An 18,806-nucleotide genomic window follows, 5' to 3' on the forward strand; every position below is an offset into this window, starting at 1 on the left:
GATGTCGCAGCAATTCTATGTATCACCTGAACAAGTCATGAAGGACCGGGCCGATTTTGCCCGCAAGGGCATTGCCCGGGGCAAATCCGTTGTGGTGCTCAGCTACCGCGATGGCATGGCACTTGTGGCCGAAAACCCTTCACCGACGCTGCACAAGATCGGTGAGATTTATGACAGGATTGCCTTCGCCGCGGTAGGGAAATACAACGAATTTGAGAGCCTGCGCCAAGCGGGGGTGCGCTACGCGGATGTGCGCGGCTATTCCTATGACCGGGTGGATGTGACGGCCCGCGGGCTGGCCAGTGTCTACGCCCAAAGCCTGGGCACCGTCTTCACCGCCGAGCAGAAACCCTTTGAAGTGGAGCTGGCCGTGGCCGAGGTGGGTGTCTCCGAAGCAGGGGATCACATCTTTCGGCTCAATTTTGACGGCTCCATTTCTGATGAGGCCGGCTTTCTGGCGATGGGCGGGCAGGCCGATGCCGTGCAGTCCACCCTTGAACGGTTGTGGGTGCCCGGGGCGTTACTGGCCCAAGCACTGCACTGGGCTGTAACCGCCCTGGCAGCGCCCCGCATCTCCACCGGCGCGTCCGAGACCGGGCGCATCCACTTACTTGATGCCACAACGCTGGAGGTTGCCGTGCTGGAGCGCAACGCCTCACGGGTGCGCGGTTCGCACCGGGCCTTCAGGCGCCTGGGCGCCGCTGACGTGGCAGCGCTCCTGGCGAGCGGGAAGCAACCCCCAACGCCCTCACCGGCGTAACGCCCAGCAAGCTGCCCAGCAAGCTGCACATCATTGACTCAACAACTGCAAGGAGAGAAGACCGGTGGACCGGCGGATATTTGGCATTGAAACCGAATTTGGCGTTACTTACTCTGCGCCCGGGGCTAAGCCCCTCACACCGGAAGAAGTAGCCCGCTACCTGTTCCGCAAGGTGGTCAGTTGGGGGCGCTCTTCCAACGTCTTCTTGCCCAACGGCTCAAGGCTGTACCTGGATGTGGGCTCACATCCGGAATATGCTACGGCTGAGTGTGATGGCATAGGCCAGTTGATTGCCCAGGACCGTGCGGGGGAGCTGATCTTGCACGATCTGGTGCAGGAAGCCCAAGGACAGCTGGCACGTGAGGGATATGACGGGAAGATTTTCCTGTTCAAAAATAATATTGATTCAGCAGGTAACTCGTACGGTAGTCATGAAAACTATCTGATTACCCGTAAGGGCGAGTTCAACCGCCTGGCGGATATCTTGATTCCTTTCCTTGTCACCCGGCAGCTGATCGCCGGTGCGGGCAGGGTGCTGCCCGCACAACAAGGTGGGAAATTTGCCTTCTCACAGCGGGCTGATCATATTTGGGAAGGTGTTTCCTCAGCCACCACCCGTTCCAGACCCATCATCAATACCAGGGATGAGCCGCACGCCGATGCAGAGCTGTTTCGCCGCCTGCATGTGATTGTGGGGGATTCGAATATGTCAGAGACCACCACCATGTTGAAGGTGGGCACCATGGATCTGATTCTGCGCATGGTGGAGGCCGGCACCATTATGACTGACATGAGGTTGGAGAACCCCATTCGCAGCATTCGTGAGATCTCCCATGACCTCACAGGCACCCACCCCTTGAAGATGGCTGATGGCCGGACCATGACCGCTGTAGACATTCAGCGGCACTATTTGGGGAAGGTCTCGGACTTTGTTCGCTCACACGGGGCCCACAACAACCTTGTCCCACGGATTCTGGATCTGTGGGAAAGGACCCTTGATGCTATTGAGGCTGAGGATTATTCAACTATTGACACCGAAATTGACTGGGCCATCAAGGCCAAGCTGCTAGGTTCCTATGCAGATCGGCACAATCTTTCTTGGGGTTCCCCGCAGGTGGGGCAGCTTGATCTGCGCTACCACGACATTGATCCGCACCGTGGCCTTTTCAACATGCTCGAGCGCCGCGGTGCCGCCGCAAAGCTGGTGGATGAAGCGGAGATTGTGGCAGCAGTGGACACGGCGCCGGCCACCACGCGGGCCCATCTGCGCGGAAGGTTTGTCAACGCCGCCAGGGAATCCGGGCGGGACTACACCGTTGACTGGGTGCATTTGAAACTCAATGACAGATCCCACCAGACTATTCTGTGCAAGGACCCGTTCAAGAGCGCTGACGAGCGGGTTGATGAGTTGATTGCCTCCCTCCACGAGCAATAGCTAGTGAACCGACAGCTTTCATTCAGCTTTCACGGATAAGCTGGACCCGGCCCGGTGTTACCCATCACATGGGTGTGCTGTGCCCGATTGAACTTCTTGCTTGATGTCATGGTTTCCTTCACGTGGCGCCGGCACCTGACCTGATTCATCCCGCCATCGAAAGTGTTTCTGTGCGTCGACTTCTTGCACTGCTTCTTCCGCTTCTGCTTCTTGTGACCGCCTGTTCACAAGAAGCCAACTCCTCATCACCGGAGGCAACAGCGAATGCCTCCGCGTCCGCGCCGTCGGCCAATGCCGAACTTCTTGCCTCGGTCAAAGCCGTCAGCGAAGGTGACAAGAAGGCCCCCAAGGTAACCTTTGACAAGCCCCTGAGTGTCCCGTCCGAGGCCATGCGCTTGGTATCCCCTGGTGACGGTGCACAGATCAAATCCGGACAGTCCGTTGAATTCCGTGAAATATCCATGAACGCCGCCACAGGTGACCTCCTCGGTGAAACCTTCAGTAAGCCCAGCGGTGGTTCCATCGTGTTGAACGATTCCTTCAAGGATCAGTTCGCTGTTGTCTACAACACCTTCACTAGCGCCAAGGTGGGCGCCTACATCGCCTACGGCATCCCGGGCACTGCGGCAGTGGCAGCCACCGCTGAAGCCCCCGAGCAGCCGGCCCAGCCCGCCAGCTTGAGCGTTTTCCAGGTCATGTCCGCCAAGGATGCCCCGCCGGCAGCCAAGGTCATGAGCAGTGAGGACGTCAAGGCATTGGCCAAGGCTGGCAAGCTGCCCACCGCCAAGTTTGATGCCAAGGGTGTCCCTAGTATCACCATCCCCAAGAATGACGCGCCAGCAGATTTGGCCGTTGAGGTGCTGACGGAAGGCACCGGTGCGGTCCTGACGGCGAAGGACACCATCTCGGCGTTCTACACCGGCTGGACCTGGGACGGAAAGTCCTTCGATTCCGCCTATGAGCGTGGCTCCGCCAGCGAATTCCCGCTCAACGGTGTCATCCAGGGCTGGACCCTGGGCTTGACCGGCCAGAAGGTTGGATCCACAGTGCTGCTGACCATCCCCGCGTCCATGGCGTATGGCGAGAATGCGGCAGCCCAGGGCAAACCGGCGGGTCCGCTGGTATTTGTTGTTAAGATTGAATCGAAGAAGTAAACAACCATGTAGAAGGAGCACCATGTCTTTTGGAGCACGCAGTTTTGACCGCACCAAGCCGGAAATTGACTTCCCGGCACACGCTGTCCCCACCGAATTGATGATTGAAGACATCATTGAGGGCACCGGCACCGAAGTAGTGCGCGGCAGCACCGTCTCAACCCATTACGTGGGTGTCGCCTTCTCCACCGGCGAGGAATTCGATTCCTCCTGGGGCCGCGGCACGCCGCTGGACTTCAAGGCCGGTATTGGCCAGGTCATCCAGGGCTGGGACCAAGGCCTGTTGGGCATGAAGGTTGGCGGCCGCCGTCGTCTGGAAATCCCCTCGGAGCTGGCCTACGGCTCGCGAGGCGCCGCCGGCGCCATTGGCCCCAACGAAGCACTGATCTTCGTGGTGGACCTGGTAGCAGTTCGCTAAGTCGCCGCTTCAGCAAGAATGCCGTCGTTTGACGCAAATGCCAGGGTTTGAACTGTGGCATTTGCGTCAAGCGGCGGCATTTTTTGCTCGTAACGTGGGTGCAGTCCTGACCGGAAAGCCGGGACCCGCCTAGTACGCTGACAAGGTGCCCACAAAAATTGATGCCACCGAACGCCTGTTGAACCTGGTGATCGCCCTCTTGGGCACCAACCGCGGCTACAGCAAGTCCTATATCCGTAGCCATGTCAACGGTTATGCGGGAGAGGGCGCCACGGCTGCACAAGAGAGCAAGGTGGGGGTGGCCTTTGAGCGAATGTTTGAACGCGACAAAAACCAGTTGGCCGCCCTCGGCATCCGAGTTTCGGCTACGAACAGCTATGACAACGAGCTTGAGGAGCAGTACCTGTACCGGATAGACCCCAAGGATTACCAGGTGCCCCAACTGCGCCTCGATGAGCCCGCCATGAACCTGCTGGCCATCGCTGCGAACTTGTGGTCGGAGGCTACCTTCGGGGCAGCAGCACAGTCGGCGTTGCGCAAGATCGCCACCCGGACCGGGACCAGCTGGTATGAGGATGAAACCACCGTCAGCTCACGTGTCCGCACGGCCGAGCCCGCCTTCGAGCCGCTGTGGGATGCGTTGCGCCAACAGAAATTGGTCAGTTTTGACTACCGTCGCAGCGGAGCGGAGGAGGGCACCACCCGCACTGTGCAGCCATGGGGGCTGGGCAACAAATATGGGCAGTGGTATCTGGCCGGTTTTGACGTGGACAAGGGTGAAGAGCGCAACTACCGACTGAGCCGGTTCACTTCCGAGGTAAAAGTCCACACTGGACAAAGTTTTGACCGCCCCACCGCCTTCTTCATTTCCACCGTGTTGGAGCGCCTTGGTACGGGGGACCCTTACTCAGCCCAGGTTGCCGTCCCGGACGGTGCTGCCCATTCCCTGCGCAGCCGGCTTGGGACAGTGGTGCTGGACACTCCGGCCCGGCCCGGTTGGCAGGTGCTCCGGGTGGAATACCGGGAACCGGAATTAATGGCCGACGACGTTGCCGCCTTGGGAGCCCAGGCACACGTCGTGGCTCCTGCCGGACTGCGTGAGGCGGTGGCCGGGAAGCTGCGCCGGGCGGCGGATGCGGCAGCCAAAGGCCTAGTGGCTGGTGCTAGCGCAGCTGCTCCAATCCACTGGGACAAGCCGCTGAAACTGGGCAAGGCCAAGCGTAGGGACACCCCGGACCGGCTGTTGCGGCTGCTGTCCCTGGTCCCGTACTTGGTGGCCAACCCTGGTGTCTCGGTGGCGGAAGTTGTTGCGGAATTCGCCATTACGGAGAAGCAGTTTCAGCGTGATCTGGATACGCTCAACGTCAGCGGCAAGCCCGGCTACTTCCACGGGGACCTGATGGATGCGACCACGGAAGCCGGGCAGGTATTTATCCGTGACGCCGAGACCCTCGCCAGCCCCCTGCGGCTCTCCCACGAGGAGGCCTGCTCTGTCCTGGTGGGTCTGCACGCGCTCACGGCTGTGCCGGGTAGGGGTGAGGCGGCCCTGGCCCAAGCCACGGAGGCGTTGCGCAATGTGGCGGGCGAAGACGCATGGCTGGCGGACGCCGTGGGGCTGGAATTGGTCTTGGGGCCTGAAATGGGTCACCTGGCAGCACTGCAGCAGGCCATCAATGACAGCCGATCCTGCGCCATCCGCTATCTGGTGGGCTCCCGGGACGAGCTCAGTGAGCGGATCATTGAACCGCTGCGGCTGTTCTCCATGGATTCCGCCTGGTATGTGCGGGCGTGGTGCCAACAGGCGCAGGATCGCCGCAGTTTTAGGGTGGATCGGATCGAGATCCTCAAGGACGCGGGGGAGCAGAAACATGGCCTCGGGGACCAAACCGGATGGCAGCCGGGGGCGGGAATTTATGATCCCGGCAGTCATGACCTGCAGGTCTTGCTGGTAGCGGATCCTGCCACAGCCCAACGCCTGGCGCCTGCCTACAATGCTCGCATGTTCGACGGCGGCCCGGACCAGGTGGGTTTAGCCATCTCCGTCGGCGATACCGCCTTGATTGGGCCCCTCATGGCTCGGCTGGGCGGGCACGCACGCGTAGCCGGACCCGAGGCGTTGCGAATAGCAACGGCCACATGGTTGGCGGAAGCAGCCAGCCACTATGACGCTGTTGGCGAAACCGTCCCGGAAACTCACAGGGGCGATGGATAGACTAAGCAACATGCCTTGGTGGTCTTGGATTTTGATATGGATAGCGCTGCTTGCCGTGTCCTTGCTGTTTGTGGCTTTTTTGGCTTTCAAACTCTGGCAGGGAGCCATGGCAACCATGCGCACCTTCTCGCACGTCTCAGCCGAGGTCACCCAGAACTGGGACTCCAGCTTAGAACGCGCCGAAGTGCAGCACGTCACAGAACCGCGTAATGTAGTTCCGGGCGCGGCAGTTTTTGCAACGCCTGAAAAAATGAAGCATGATTACCTAGCTGCCAAAGAAGAACGGCGTTTTGCCCGCCTTCAGCGGCGCGTCGCCCGCAGGAAAGAACGCGGACAGCTCCAATCCTTGCGCGACATCGAAGCTTTACAAGACGTAGGATGAACCAAAAGGAAAGGCGTTACCGTGGGAAGACTTTTTGAGAGCCCCTGGGCTATCACCATCATCATCATTGTTGTCCTCTTGCTGTTCGCAGCACCGAAACTTCCGGGCATGGCTCGCAGCCTGGGCCAGTCCATGCGGATTATCAAGTCCGAGGTCAAGGAAATGAAGAATGACGGCAAGGACGAGACTCCTCCGTCCGCTCCGCCCGCCGCGCCGCAGAGCACTGATGTGCCTTTCGAAGGCAAGATCGTCAATAACCCAGCACAGGGCGACGGAACCGGTACCGGTACCGGCGCTCAGTCATAGAAACCGTCGCTGAACCGGTGAGTGCCACCAAGGGGCGTAAGGCCAACCCTGAAGGGCGGATGCCTCTCAAAGCTCACTTGATTGAAGCGCGCAACCGCCTCTTCAAGAGTGCCTTGGCCATGCTCCCTGGGGTTGTCATTGGCTGGATCCTCTACGATCCACTGATGTACGCCCTGACGGCACCCTTGCGTGATATCAGCCAAATGCGGAACATCAACGCGTCGTTGAACTTTGAGGGCGTCACAACGTCCTTTGATTTAAAGATTCAAATCTCGCTGATCCTTGGCTTGATTATTGCCTCACCCGTATGGATCTATCAGCTTTGGGCGTTTATCACTCCGGGGTTGACCAAGAAGGAACGCCGCTACACGCTTTCCTACATGTTTGCCTCGGTGCCATTGTTCTTGGCCGGAATTTTTGCCGGCTGGATCATTTGGCCTAACATTGTGCGCGCCCTGACGTCCTTCACCCCCGCGGGTGGCAGCAACATCATGAAGGCCATTGACTACTTGCAGTTTGCCCTGCAGTTGATGCTCTTCATGGGTGTCGCCTTCCTGGTGCCGGTGCTGCTTTTCGCCCTGAACGCCATCGGCATGATTCGGGGCCGGACGTACCTAAAGGCCTGGAGATTCACCATTTTGGGTGTGACGATTGTCTCCGCGATGGCCGCTCCTGGTTCTGATGTGATGAGTATGTTCTTCTTGGCCGCACCCTTGCTGGTGCTGTACTTCGGTGCCATTGGGCTGTGCATGCTCAATGACTTGCGCAGGGACAAACGCGCCGCCAAGAAAATCGTTGAATCTGAAGTGAACGCTGATGTTCCAACACCATCAACGGATCTGGAAATACTCTGATATTTTGACCGGTGCGGCTGGCGTAGGCTTGTACTATGCCTTCCACTGACATGCCAAGCCCTTCCGAACGTTACTTGGCAGCCAAAGTGCGGGTTCAAGACAGCAACACTGACCTTGGTGACTTCAAGGCGGGGCTGAATTTTGAACTCGATGATTTTCAAGACACCGCGTGCCGAGCCGTCCAGGCCGGCCGCGGTGTTTTGCTTGCCGCCCCTACCGGAGCCGGAAAAACCATTGTGGGTGAATTTGCCGTTCATTTGGCGTTGCAGCGCGGTAATAAGGCTTTCTACACAACTCCCATCAAGGCCCTGAGCAACCAAAAATTTCGGGAGTTCTCCGATAAATACGGGGCAGAGAACGTGGGTCTGCTGACCGGAGACACCAGCATTAACTCAGAAGCCCCCGTGGTGGTGATGACCACCGAGGTGCTCCGGAACATGCTCTACGCCGATTCCCACACGCTGGCGGGGTTGGCCTATGTGGTCATGGATGAAGTTCACTACCTGGCCGACCGCTTCCGCGGTGCAGTGTGGGAGGAAGTCATCATTCACCTGCCCAGCGAAGTGGCCGTAATTTCCCTCAGCGCCACCGTCTCCAACGCCGAAGAATTCGGCGCCTGGCTGGGCACGGTTCGGGGAGATACCGCCGTGGTGGTCTCCGAACACCGCCCCGTTCCGCTATGGCAGCACGTGATGGTGCGCCGCGATCTGGTAGACCTCTTCGCTGAGAACGTGGCCTTCGACGAAACCGCCCCCGGAACCCCCGGAGAACGTGCCCCTGCACCTGCCAAGATGCCGAAAATTAATCCCGAGCTACTCAAACTGGCCCGCAGTGAATCGGTCAGCACGGGCAGAGACACGGTTCATGGCCGCAGAGGCGGCAGCGGTTCCCGCGGCCGCGGATACCAGGGCACCCCCTACCAGGAGCGTGAGAACCGCTCCAGCAGCCCCCAGGGGTGGGCTCGGGCAGCCTCACGTCCGCAAGTCATCAGGGCCCTTGAGAGCCAAGACCTGCTACCGGCCATCACCTTTATTTTCTCCCGAGCCGCCTGTGACGCCGCCGTGCAGCAGTGCGCGGCCGCCGGGATGTGGCTGACCACGGAGGAAGAACGGGAGGAAATTGCCCGCCGCGTAGACAATGCCTGCGCCGAACTTCCGGATTCCGATAAGGAGGTACTGGGCTTTTGGGGTTGGCGTGATGGATTGTTGCGCGGACTTGCCGCCCACCACGCTGGCATGCTGCCCAGCTTCAAGGAAGTGGTGGAAGACCTCTTTGCGCACGGCCTGGTCCGCGCCGTCTTCGCAACAGAAACCCTGGCCCTGGGCATCAATATGCCGGCCCGCACTGTGGTGCTGGAAAAACTGGAAAAGTACAATGGTGAAGCCCACGTGGCCATTACCGCGGGTGAGTACACCCAGTTGACGGGACGTGCTGGACGCCGCGGCATTGACGTGGAAGGCCATGCCGTGGTGCTGTGGCAACCCGGCACCGACCCGGGCGCCGTGGGCGGGCTGGCATCCAAGCGGACGTATCCGTTGAATTCTAGTTTCCGCCCTACTTACAACATGAGCATTAACTTGATTGCCCAATTTGGCCGCACCCGCACCCGCACCATTTTGGAATCCTCCTTTGCCCAGTTCCAAGCAGATCGTTCCGTGGTGGATTTGGCTCGCCAGGTCCGCTCCAGGGAGGAGTCACTGGCTGGCTATGAGAAGGCCATGACCTGCCACCTGGGTGACTTCAACGAATATGCCAAGCTGCGCCGCGAACTTTCCGATCACGAATCCGGCGCTTCCAAGTCCAAGGCCAAGCAACGCCGTGACGCCGTGGCACACTCACTGGCCAACCTGCGCACAGGCGATGTGGTGATGGTGACCGGCGGGCGCAACCCGGGTTACGCCGTCGTGCTTGACGCCGATGGCAAGGCACGGGTTCCCCGGCCCGGGGTGCTGGGCCTGGACAAGGAGTACCGCCGGCTGAACGCACACGAGCTCGCAGGTCCGGTGGAGCCGCTGGGCCAAGTGCGGGTTGCCAAGGGGTTCAACCCCAAGGTGCCCAAGGACAGGCGCAATCTGCTGGCGGCTGTGGAGGCCAAGCTGGCCCAACCCACGGCGGCGCTCCCGGACCGCTCCGCCGCCTTCAATCTGACCGGCTCGGCAGCGGGCGACGATGAAGCCATTGCCACGCTGCGCCGGAATCTGCGCGCCCACCCCTGCCACGGTTGCAGCGAGCGTGAAGATCACGCCCGCTGGTCTGAACGGTGGTGGAAGCTGCGTAAGGAGACCGATGGTATTGTGCGGGCCATCCAGTCCCGGACCAACACGATTGCCCGCACTTTTGACCGGGTCATTGACCTGCTGGCAGGCTACGGCTTTGTTGTAGCGGATCAGGCCGGAAATCTGGTGCCCAGCGAGGATGGCCAGCGTCTGCGCCGCGTATACGGTGAAAAGGACTTGCTCATTGCTCTGACGCTGCGCAAGGGCTCCTTCGCCGACCTTGACGCGGCTGAACTGGCGGCTTTCGTCACTACCTTGGTCTACCAATCCAAGCGCGACGCCGAGGGGAGCCGCCCGCGGATGCCTAGCGTGAGTTTGGAACAGGCGGTAGAAGATGTGGTGGTGCTGTTCTCGCACCTGCAGGCTACTGAAGAGTCTCACAAGCTGCCGCTGACCAGCGAACCTGAGATGGGCCTGGTCTGGGCCATGTACAAGTGGGCCAAGGGCCGGAGCCTGCACGATGCCCTTAATGGCACGGATTTGGCCGCGGGTGACTTTGTGCGGTGGACCAAGCAGGTCATCGACCTCTTGGGCCAGCTCTCTTCGGTGCCAGCTGCGCCGCCAGGATTTTCCAGCACCTGCCGTTCCGCCGTTGCATTAGTGCGCCGCGGCGTTGTCGCTTACACCACGGTCGAGAACGAGCCGGTGCAGAGCTAGCCGGTGCAGAACTAGCCGGGGGTGTGCCAGCCCACCATCGCTTCATCGCACGGGTGCAGCGCCCCGATTTTTTTCAGTGAAATATTTTAGTTGCTTTTGTCCCTCAGGGACATTGTGAAAGGACCATGTAGCCATGTCATTGACCCTGTACCGCAACGGTTCGGTATACAGTTCCGCAGACCCCCTAGCCACAGCCATGCTGGTGGATGGGGACGTGGTGGCGTGGGTAGGATCCGAGCACGCAGCCACCTCGCTCCTGGACTCACGTATGCGCGAGGTGGACTTGGCAGGAGCCTTGGTGACACCCGGCTTTGTGGATTCACACGCGCACATCACCGAGACCGGCTTGGCGATGACGTCAGTGGACCTTTCCGGGGCACGCAGCGCCCGCGAACTGTTGGATTTGGTGGCGGACGCCGCGCCTACAAGCACTGGTGTTTTGTTGGGTCACGGCTGGGACAACTCGCTGTGGGCTGATGCCCGGCTACCCCTTGCCGGTGAGCTGGAGAACGCCGCAGGAGGCCGGGAAGTGTATTTGGCCCGGGTGGATGTTCACTCGGGCCTGGTTTCGCCGGCACTGGCACGGCGCTGCGCGCTGGCCGGTATGATCGGCTGGGATGGCGAGGGCCTGGTCAGCGGCGGCGCACATGCTACCGCGCGTGACGCCGCCCGGGACCTGTTCCCCGAACAGCGTGAGTCCGCTCAGCGGAAGGCCTTGGTTCACGCAGCTGCCAATGGGTATGTGGCTCTGGCGGAAATGGCGGCGCCCCATGTTGGCTCGCCGGAGGACCTTGCAGCGCTCGTGGCGCTTGGCCAGGTACAGGGTGGACAAGCGCTTCCGCAGGTATTGCCCTATTGGGGGCAACTTGTCTCCAGCGCCGAGGAAGCCCGCGCCTTGCTCGCTACCCTTGGCACCGATGTCCTGGGGTTGGCGGGAGATATCAATATTGACGGTTCCCTCGGTTCCCGCTCCGCCTTCTTACGCCAACCTTATGCGGATGCGCCCGGGAATTACGGCAGCGCCCAGCTCACCGTGGAGCAAGTGGGGGACCACTTCGCGGCAACGTCTGAGCTTGGTCTGACCGGGGGATTCCATGTGATTGGCGACGGCGCCATGGAAATCGCCGTGGAGGGACTGGAACGTGCCGCACAGCGTGTGGGCATCGACCAGGTCCGGGCCGCCGGGCACCGGCTGGAGCACGCCGAGATGGTGGATGCGGCTGCCATGGACGCGCTGGCAAAATATTGCGTCACAGTTTCAGTGCAGCCGGCTTTCGACGCACAGTGGGGAGGCGTGGATGGCATGTACGCCCGCCGGCTGGGTGTTGAGCGAGCCAAGGAAATGAACCCGCTGGGCCGCTTTTATGCCGCCGGGGTGCCGCTCTGCTTCGGATCGGACACGCCAGTGAGCCCTTTGAACCCGTGGGCCAGTGTGCGCGCAGCACTGAACCATCACGAAGCAACATCCCGTATTTCAGCCCGTGCCTCCTTCATTGGGCATACTCGCGCTGGTTGGCGTGCGGCAAAGAACGAGAACCCCTTCATGGGCCAGCTGGTCCCCGGCGCTCCGGCCAGTTTTGCCATTTGGGATGTGGAGCAACTCATGGTGCAGGTGGCCGACGAGCGCGTGCAGTCCTGGTCCACTGACCCGCGAGCCCGCACACCACTTCTGCCGGCGCTAGATACGGGCAGTGATCCCCGTTGCCTACAGACGGTGCACCAGGGCCGGGAACTGTTTGTTGCCGACGGATTTGCGCTCTAGCCTCCGCGGCCGGAGGTAGCCCTCAGTGAGTAACAGGCGGGCTTTTAATGCGTAAAAAAGATTACTGGAGACTCGCGGGGCTGACCTGCACGGATACGTGTCTGCGCAGGTCAGAGCCGTGTTGACAGGCTAGCTATAGGGAATTAGCTTTAGGGGAGCGGTGAACCTCCCACGGGAGGTTACCGGTCGGTACGGATTTGAGTTCTGCCGACACTTTGGGGATAAGTTCACGCGCCAGTAGAAAACAAATCCGATCGCCACCATGGTGAACGTCGCATTTGGTCCGAAGGCGCGTGAACTTATCTTTTCCCCCGGGCCCTCGCCTATACTAGACACTTGGCGCTACCCGTCTGCCACTGTGGCTTGATGGCACTTGCCCGCCCGGGCGGAAGCTGAGGTAGTGCCCCTCACCTAAAAATCATTACGGAAAGGCACCAATTGCTGCGTGTCCTGACGATCATTCCCACCTACAACGAGATCGAGTCACTGCCGAAGACTCTGGCGCGTCTGCGGGCCGCAGTGCCACATTCGGATGTGTTGGTTGCCGATGACAACAGCCCCGACGGTACCGGAGCATGGGCGCAGGAATATGCGGACAATGATCCGCAGGTCCACGTCCTCCACCGTGCCGGTAAGGAGGGACTCGGTGCCGCATACCTTGCCGGTTTCACCTGGGGCCTCGATGCAGGCTATGACGTGCTTGTTGAAATGGATGCTGATGGCTCCCATCAGCCCGAGCAGCTACCGCTGCTCCTGGACGCCATTGAGCAGGGCGCAGACTTGGTGCTTGGTTCTCGCTGGGTCCCCGGCGGCAAGGTTGTCAACTGGCCGCTGCACCGCAAACTGATTTCCACCTGCGGCAGCCTCTACTCACGAGTGATTCTGGGGATCTCCATCCGCGATGTCACGGGCGGCTACCGGGCCTTCCGCCGTGGCACCTTGGAAGCTCTTGACTTCAACTCCGTCGAATCAGTGGGTTACGGATTCCAGGTAGATATGCTGTGGCGTGTCTGCCAAAAGGGCATGAAGGTGGTTGAAGTTCCCATCACGTTCGTGGAACGCGAATTCGGCGCCTCCAAGATGAGCGGCAACATTGTCCAAGAAGCCATGGTCAATGTCACCAAGTGGGGATTGAGTGCCCGCTGGAACAAGCTGACCGGTCGCAAATAATCCGCCCCCTGGCAGCGCTGTGATAGTTGTTCCCACCTGCCTTAACAGATAAGGGTGCCCCCGAGGAGTATCTCGGGGGCACCCTTATCTGTTAACGCAGGTGTTGGCTAGACCTTTTCCCCACGCTTTTCGCGCAGGATGGTCAGGCGGTCCGCCAGGATGACTTCCAGTTCAGGAAGGGTGCGGCGCTCCAGCAGCATGTCCCAGTGAGTGCGGACAGGCTTCTCGTTGGATGTGTCAGGTGCCTCACCGTTGACCAGCAGGGCTTCCTTGCCGGTCTTGGACATCCAAGTAGCTGGCAGCTCGGCCTCGGCTGAGAACATGACAAACACTTGCTCACCATCTGCACAGCGGTATTCCACACGTTGGCGGGGAGCCGGCTCCACGCCTGATTCCGTCTCCATGCTTTGTGCGCCCAAGCGCATGCCACGCAGGCTGCGATCGCTCATAACTTCTCCCTCAAGTTGATTACTGCTGTTTCAACGCTGCACGTCCGCCAGTTGTTCCTGCTCTGCCGGGATGAAGCAAAAAATCCGGCCGGGCAAACGCCGCGCGGCCAATCACCCATTATACGTGATTGGCCGCGCGAGGTTTGCAGGGGTACGTTGGGTTATTGCCCGGCACCTGCGAGAGGATCGACGGCGTCGTCCGTGTCAGGGGTGGTAGTTCCCAGAACGTTGCCAATGCCCTTCAGGGCCTCACCCACTTCGCTGGGAATGATCCACAGCTTGTTGGAGGTTCCGGAGGCAATCTTGGGCAGTGTTTGCAGGTACTGGTATGCCAGCAGCTTCTGCGTGGGATTGCCCTTGTGAATGGCGGAAAAGACCTTCTGGATCGCCTGAGATTCACCGTCGGCACGCAGGATGGCTGCCTTGGCATCACCCTCAGCCTTCAGAATGGAGGACTGGCGTTCACCTTCAGCAGTCAAAATAGCAGACTGCTTGGTTCCTTCAGCTGTCAGAATCGCGGCACGGCGGTCACGCTCTGCACGCATCTGCTTCTCCATGGAATCCTGGATGGACAGGGGCGGGTCAATGGCCTTGAGCTCAACACGGCTGACGCGGATACCCCAGCGGCCCGTGGCCTCATCGAGCACGCCACGGAGCTGGCCGTTGATCTGGTCGCGGGAAGTCAGTGCTTCTTCAAGGTTCAAACCACCCACCACGTTACGCAACGTAGTGGTGGTCAGCTGCTCCACAGCCTGAATGTAGTTGGCAATCTCATATGTTGCCGCACGCGGATCCGTGACTTGAAAGTACACCACGGTGTCAATGGAGACCACCAAGTTATCTTCGGTGATGACCGGCTGCGGGGGGAAAGAGACTACTTGTTCACGCAAATCAAGCAGTGGTAGCAGACGGTCCACGAAGGGGATGAGGACTGTGAGTCCAGGATTGAGTGTGCGCTGGTACTTACCCAGACGCTCCACCACACCGGCGCGGGCCTGCGGAATGATGCGTACTGAACGCACCAGAACAATAACTACGAATATCAGCAGGACAAGAACAACAAATAGCCACACGATTGTGCCGGCTCCGTCTACCATGAAATCCCCTCTTTTCTGTGTAAAAAACGTGTCTCTACACCGGCCAGCTCACGCAGTTGCGGGCCCGCTCAGCGTAGAAATACTTAGGCTGTTGTGGCGGCCGTTCCGGACGCTTTGTGGGTGCTGGGGTGGGTGATGACGGCTGTGGCCCCATCAATGGCGGCAACTTCAACCGTGGCGCCTACAGGAATCTCGGTGCCCCCTTGGACACGAGCACTCCAAATATCTCCGCCAATCTTGACCAGCCCACCACCGGTACTCACAGCTTCCAACACCACGGCAGAGCGCCCAATGAGGCGGTCCACGTTGGAGAGCTGGTCAGCTGGACCGCGGTGCAAATGGCTTAGGGCCAAGGGCCTGATGAGAACTGTCGTGGCGAGGGCCACAACGCAGAAGATGACAATCTGTAGCCACAGCTCGGCACCGAAGAGGAACGCCACGAGTGCGGCGAGGGCTCCGACAGACATCAAGATGAAGTACAGACTCAGCGTCAGCATTTCGGCCACTGCCAGGAGCAGAAAAACCGTCAGCCAGATGATCCAGCCGAAATCATTGATCCATTCAAGCATTGGGTCCCCCTTAGGGCTTATTTCGTATCTACGACACTACTACGTTGAGCTGAAAGTTTCCGGTTAGATTACTGCCTGTTGGGGCAATCTTAAGGGTTCTGAACCGACGTGGCCGGCAATGTCGCTCAGGATCGCCACGCCGTGACGTAACTGGGTGCTTTCATAGCAAAAAGGCAGCCGCAAATACCGCTCAAATGCACCATCGAGGCCAAAGCGCGGGCCGGATACTAGAGCCAATCCCTGCGAGCGCGCTGCCAGTGCCAGGGCGGAACTGGACATTGTCTCGGTGTTGATCCATAGTGACAAGCCCCCGTTGGGGATGTTAAGGCTCCACTGTGGCAGCAGTTCTTGTAGGAGTTGGACCAGGGTGTCGCGTCCGCGCCGAAGTTCCCGGCTGCGGCTGGCAGCCATGGACGGCAGATCCTTGAACAGCGCCAATGCTGCAAGCTGTTCCACGATGGGGGTGCCGAGGTCTACGGCGGGTCGGTTGCGCAGGATTCTGGCCTGCATTTCGCGGGAGCTTCTGATCCAGCCAATTCGCAGTCCGCCCCAGGCGAGCTTGCCCAGTGAGCCCAGCGTGATGATGTTGGGGGAGAAGCTCGCCATGGGGGGAAGCGGCCCGCGGTTGATGTCCAGCAGGGCAGTGGTTTCATCGACAACCAGAATTGTTCCTTCTCTATCCGCGGCGGCTGCTAGGAACTCCCTTTCGGCTATGGACATGCTCAGTCCTGTGGGGTTGTGAAAGTCCGGCATCAGGTAGGCCATGCTGGGAGCCGCGCGACGGATTTGCAGGAGCGCCTGCTGCACATCCCAACCGCTTTCCGCCCGGACGGGGAAGGCGAGAATGCGTGCGCCGAGAGAGGTGAAGGTATCCAGTGCATGAGGGTAGGTGGGTTGCTCAACCAGGATCCGTTCCCCGGGGGAGTACAGGGTGCGGGCCACTAGATTCAGCCCGTGTTGGGCCCCAATGGTGACCATGATTTGATCCGCCGAGGTGGGCAGGCCCCTGTCAGCGAAGTGTTGAGCGATGGCCTCCCGCAGATCCGGTAGGCCAACCATGTCAAAACCGTCATGGGAGAGATAGTTGGGAAGTTCGGCCAAGGCGGATGCATAGGCGCACTGCAGACCTGGGTAGGCGGGAGCTGTTGCCTTCGTGAAGTCAAAAGGCAGGCCGGAGTGTAAAGAATGCTCGCCCCGTTCCATGCCGGGCAGGCACAGGGTACTTCCGGAACCACGAACACTCTCCAAAAAGCCGTCCTCGCGGAGTTTTGAGTAGGCGGCCGCAACCGTGGTACGGCTCAAATCCAGTGCCTGGCTCAGTTCCCGCTCAGCAGGCATGCGCGCACCACTAGACAACCGTCCGTCAAGGAGCAGAACCCTGATGCGTTCGGCCAGTGACTGGTAGGCGGGGGCGTTGCCGCGCCACTCGCCCAGTTCTCGGGCTAGCCGGTGACCCGTGACAAAAGTGTTCATGAGTCCACATTAGTTGAATTGGATCTATCTTGTCAGGCCACTTTGCCTAGACTTGCAGTATGAATTCTTCATCCGCATCTTTTCTCACCACTCAAAGACTCTCTGCCCGGCTTGTGCGGCTCGTGGCCGGCTTGCTCTTGTACGGTGTGGCGATGGCGTTGATGATTCGGGGCAATATAGGCGCTTCACCGTGGGATGTCTTTGCCCAGGGCGTATCCCGTACAACACAGATCTCCTTTGGCATGTGCACCATCATTATCAGTGGGGTGGTGCTGCTGCTGTGGATTCCGCTGAAGCAGCGCCCGGGGGTCGGTACCATTGCCAACGCCGTTCTGGTCGGGGCTTTTGCTGATGTAGGCCTGTTTCTGATCCCGGAGGCTCATCACTGGGCGCTACAGGTACTCACCTTCAGCTCCGGCTTGTGCCTTATTGCCTTTGCTACCGCACTGTACATAGGAGCTGGCCTAGGCCCGGGCCCGCGGGATGGGCTGATGACGGGACTGGTTCGTGTGAGCGGAAAGCCAGTATGGCTGATCCGGACCGGCCTGGAGTTTTCGGTGGTGGTGATTGGCTTCCTGCTCGGCGGGGTAGTGGGGGCAGGTACGGCGGCGTTTGCGCTAGGGGTGGGGCCACTCACCCAGGTGACGCTGCGTTGGCTCCATGTTGACCTGCACGCCAAGACCCCGGGCAGCGCCGTGACGGCGGCGGCCCCTGCGCCTGCACCTGACATTGCCCCTGCGCCTGCACCTGACATTGCCTCTGAAACCGACCCTGCCCCTGCCTCTGAATCCGCCTCTTTGCACAGTCGTGAAAGAGAACGGGACGTGCGGCGGCAACAAGGCGCCGAGCCGGAGCCTCTGCCGGCGGATTAGTTTTGCTTTCCAGTGAACTTAGTTTTGCTTGGCCGTAAATGTGGAGATTCGGAAAGCAGCAGTCGCTGCGCTCAGTGCTGGCAGGCCAGCAAGGTGCGTACTGGCCTCCTTGGCCTCTAGGTGGTGGCCGGCTGGGCCCATCAGGGCCACATTGGCAATGTCCGCCGGGCCCAGCTGCAGGGGAACGACTAACTCACAGTTCCCTGCCGGGGTGAAATGAGCCTCGAGGGAATGGTTGAGCGCGGCTTCCTTGTCTTCTTGAATTCCTAGCAGAGACGCCTCCTGGGCGATCTCGGCAAGATGACTTGCCAGTGGGGTCACCACCACCAAGGTGCCACCGGGTTTGAGTACGCGGGCAAACTCTTTGGCATTGCGGGGCGCAAAGACCACCAGAACCACATCGGCCGTGTTGGCTCCCAGCGGCAAGGCACGCCACAGGTCCCACACGATGTTCAGTGCTTCGGGGTTACGCCGAGCAGCCCGGCGTAATGCGAACTTTGAAATGTCCATGCCCACCGCGAACGGGCTGCGAGCGCCGCCGGAATTCTCACAGCCGCCCTTTGGCCAGTGGTGATCTTGGTTCCCAGCCGGCGAATTCTCAGTTTCTGGGTGGAAAGCTGCCAGGATCTGTTGAAGGTACCAGCCGGTGCCGGTGCCGGCGTCCAGAATCATGTGCGGCCCGGGCCCTGGCAGGAGCCGGCGGATAGTACTCGCCAGCGCGTCGCCGAGAGGGCCGTAGTGGCCGGCGTCCAGAAAAGCGTCACGGGCCGCCACCATGGCGGCCGTGTCCGGAACAAACTTGGTGCCATGGCCCGTGAGTAGATTCAGATATCCCTGGCGTGCAATGTCAAAGCTGTGGCCGCGCTCGCAGCAGAGGGCGCCCTCCCACTTTTCGGGGGCTGTGAAGCCACCTCCGCAGTGGGGGCAGAGCAGTGCGTTCAGTGCAGAGAATTCCATGGC

General features: G+C 60.2%; 17 protein-coding genes. 12 read left to right on the forward strand and 5 right to left on the reverse strand.

Annotation, left to right across the window (positions count from 1 at the left end; genetic code table 11):
- Position 1 precedes the first annotated feature (1 nt).
- The 11 genes from prcA (at position 2) to ABIB48_RS01755 (ending at position 13,386) form a co-directional block, all read left to right on the forward strand.
- Positions 2-760 (forward strand): proteasome subunit alpha, encoded by a 759-nt coding sequence (gene prcA, locus ABIB48_RS01705; protein ID WP_110106762.1) that lies wholly within the window; start codon positions 2-4, stop codon positions 758-760.
- A 64-nt stretch (positions 761-824) separates the two neighbouring features.
- The gene (gene pafA, locus ABIB48_RS01710; RefSeq protein ID WP_354211585.1) at positions 825-2,195 is read left to right on the forward strand and encodes a Pup--protein ligase; all 1,371 of its coding nucleotides are present in this window, start codon (positions 825-827) and stop codon (positions 2,193-2,195) included.
- Positions 2,196-2,365: 170 nt separating this feature from the next.
- On the forward strand, positions 2,366-3,349 hold the full coding sequence (locus ABIB48_RS01715; RefSeq protein WP_354211587.1) for an FKBP-type peptidyl-prolyl cis-trans isomerase: 984 nt from the start codon (positions 2,366-2,368) through the stop codon (positions 3,347-3,349).
- Between the two features lie 22 nt (positions 3,350-3,371).
- Positions 3,372-3,767, forward strand: coding sequence for an FKBP-type peptidyl-prolyl cis-trans isomerase (locus ABIB48_RS01720; protein ID WP_110106765.1), 396 nt, complete (start codon positions 3,372-3,374; stop codon positions 3,765-3,767).
- 145 nt (positions 3,768-3,912) lie between these two features.
- Entirely contained in the window at positions 3,913-5,979 is a 2,067-nt protein-coding gene (locus tag ABIB48_RS01725; RefSeq protein WP_110106766.1) for a helix-turn-helix transcriptional regulator, read from the forward strand.
- Positions 5,980-6,034: 55 nt separating this feature from the next.
- Entirely contained in the window at positions 6,035-6,361 is a 327-nt protein-coding gene (locus tag ABIB48_RS01730) for a hypothetical protein (RefSeq protein WP_245932236.1), read from the forward strand.
- A 21-nt stretch (positions 6,362-6,382) separates the two neighbouring features.
- Positions 6,383-6,667: a Sec-independent protein translocase subunit TatA gene (gene tatA, locus ABIB48_RS01735; RefSeq protein WP_110106768.1), complete on the forward strand. Its 285-nt coding sequence runs from the start codon at positions 6,383-6,385 to the stop codon at positions 6,665-6,667.
- A 17-nt stretch (positions 6,668-6,684) separates the two neighbouring features.
- Positions 6,685-7,521, forward strand: coding sequence for a twin-arginine translocase subunit TatC (gene tatC / locus ABIB48_RS01740; protein WP_245932237.1), 837 nt, complete (start codon positions 6,685-6,687; stop codon positions 7,519-7,521).
- A gap of 35 nt (positions 7,522-7,556) precedes the next feature.
- Positions 7,557-10,454 (forward strand): DEAD/DEAH box helicase, encoded by a 2,898-nt coding sequence (locus ABIB48_RS01745; protein WP_354211591.1) that lies wholly within the window; start codon positions 7,557-7,559, stop codon positions 10,452-10,454.
- A 133-nt stretch (positions 10,455-10,587) separates the two neighbouring features.
- Positions 10,588-12,216 carry an amidohydrolase gene (locus tag ABIB48_RS01750; RefSeq protein ID WP_110106770.1) on the forward strand — a complete coding sequence of 543 codons (1,629 nt, stop codon included), beginning with the start codon at positions 10,588-10,590 and terminating at the stop codon, positions 12,214-12,216.
- A gap of 441 nt (positions 12,217-12,657) precedes the next feature.
- Entirely contained in the window at positions 12,658-13,386 is a 729-nt protein-coding gene (locus tag ABIB48_RS01755; protein WP_110106878.1) for a polyprenol monophosphomannose synthase, read from the forward strand.
- 107 nt (positions 13,387-13,493) lie between these two features.
- Here the strand turns inward: ABIB48_RS01755 and ABIB48_RS01760 are convergent, their stop codons facing one another.
- From ABIB48_RS01760 to yczR, 4 genes are all read right to left on the reverse strand, one after another.
- A complete protein-coding gene (locus ABIB48_RS01760; protein WP_110106771.1) occupies positions 13,494-13,835 on the reverse strand; it encodes an RNA polymerase-binding protein RbpA in 342 nt (113 codons plus the stop codon).
- Positions 13,836-13,996: 161 nt separating this feature from the next.
- On the reverse strand, positions 13,997-14,932 hold the full coding sequence (locus ABIB48_RS01765) for an SPFH domain-containing protein (RefSeq protein WP_110106772.1): 936 nt from the start codon (positions 14,930-14,932) through the stop codon (positions 13,997-13,999).
- Positions 14,933-15,015: 83 nt separating this feature from the next.
- Positions 15,016-15,501, reverse strand: coding sequence for an NfeD family protein (locus ABIB48_RS01770; protein ID WP_110106773.1), 486 nt, complete (start codon positions 15,499-15,501; stop codon positions 15,016-15,018).
- A 63-nt stretch (positions 15,502-15,564) separates the two neighbouring features.
- A complete protein-coding gene (gene yczR / locus ABIB48_RS01775) occupies positions 15,565-16,974 on the reverse strand; it encodes a MocR-like transcription factor YczR (RefSeq protein ID WP_110106774.1) in 1,410 nt (469 codons plus the stop codon).
- Positions 16,975-17,033: 59 nt separating this feature from the next.
- Here yczR and yczE point away from each other — a divergent pair, with 59 nt between their 5' ends.
- Complete coding sequence (gene yczE, locus ABIB48_RS01780) at positions 17,034-17,846, forward strand: membrane protein YczE (RefSeq protein ID WP_179442391.1); 813 nt, start codon at positions 17,034-17,036, stop codon at positions 17,844-17,846.
- An 18-nt stretch (positions 17,847-17,864) separates the two neighbouring features.
- Here the strand turns inward: yczE and ABIB48_RS01785 are convergent, their stop codons facing one another.
- Positions 17,865-18,803, reverse strand: coding sequence for a putative RNA methyltransferase (locus ABIB48_RS01785; protein ID WP_110106775.1), 939 nt, complete (start codon positions 18,801-18,803; stop codon positions 17,865-17,867).
- Positions 18,804-18,806: the final 3 nt, after the last annotated feature.

Origin of the sequence: Arthrobacter sp. UYCu511 (genome assembly GCF_040547105.1) — a bacterium.
Lineage (GTDB): Bacteria > Actinomycetota > Actinomycetes > Actinomycetales > Micrococcaceae > Specibacter > Specibacter psychrochitiniphilus.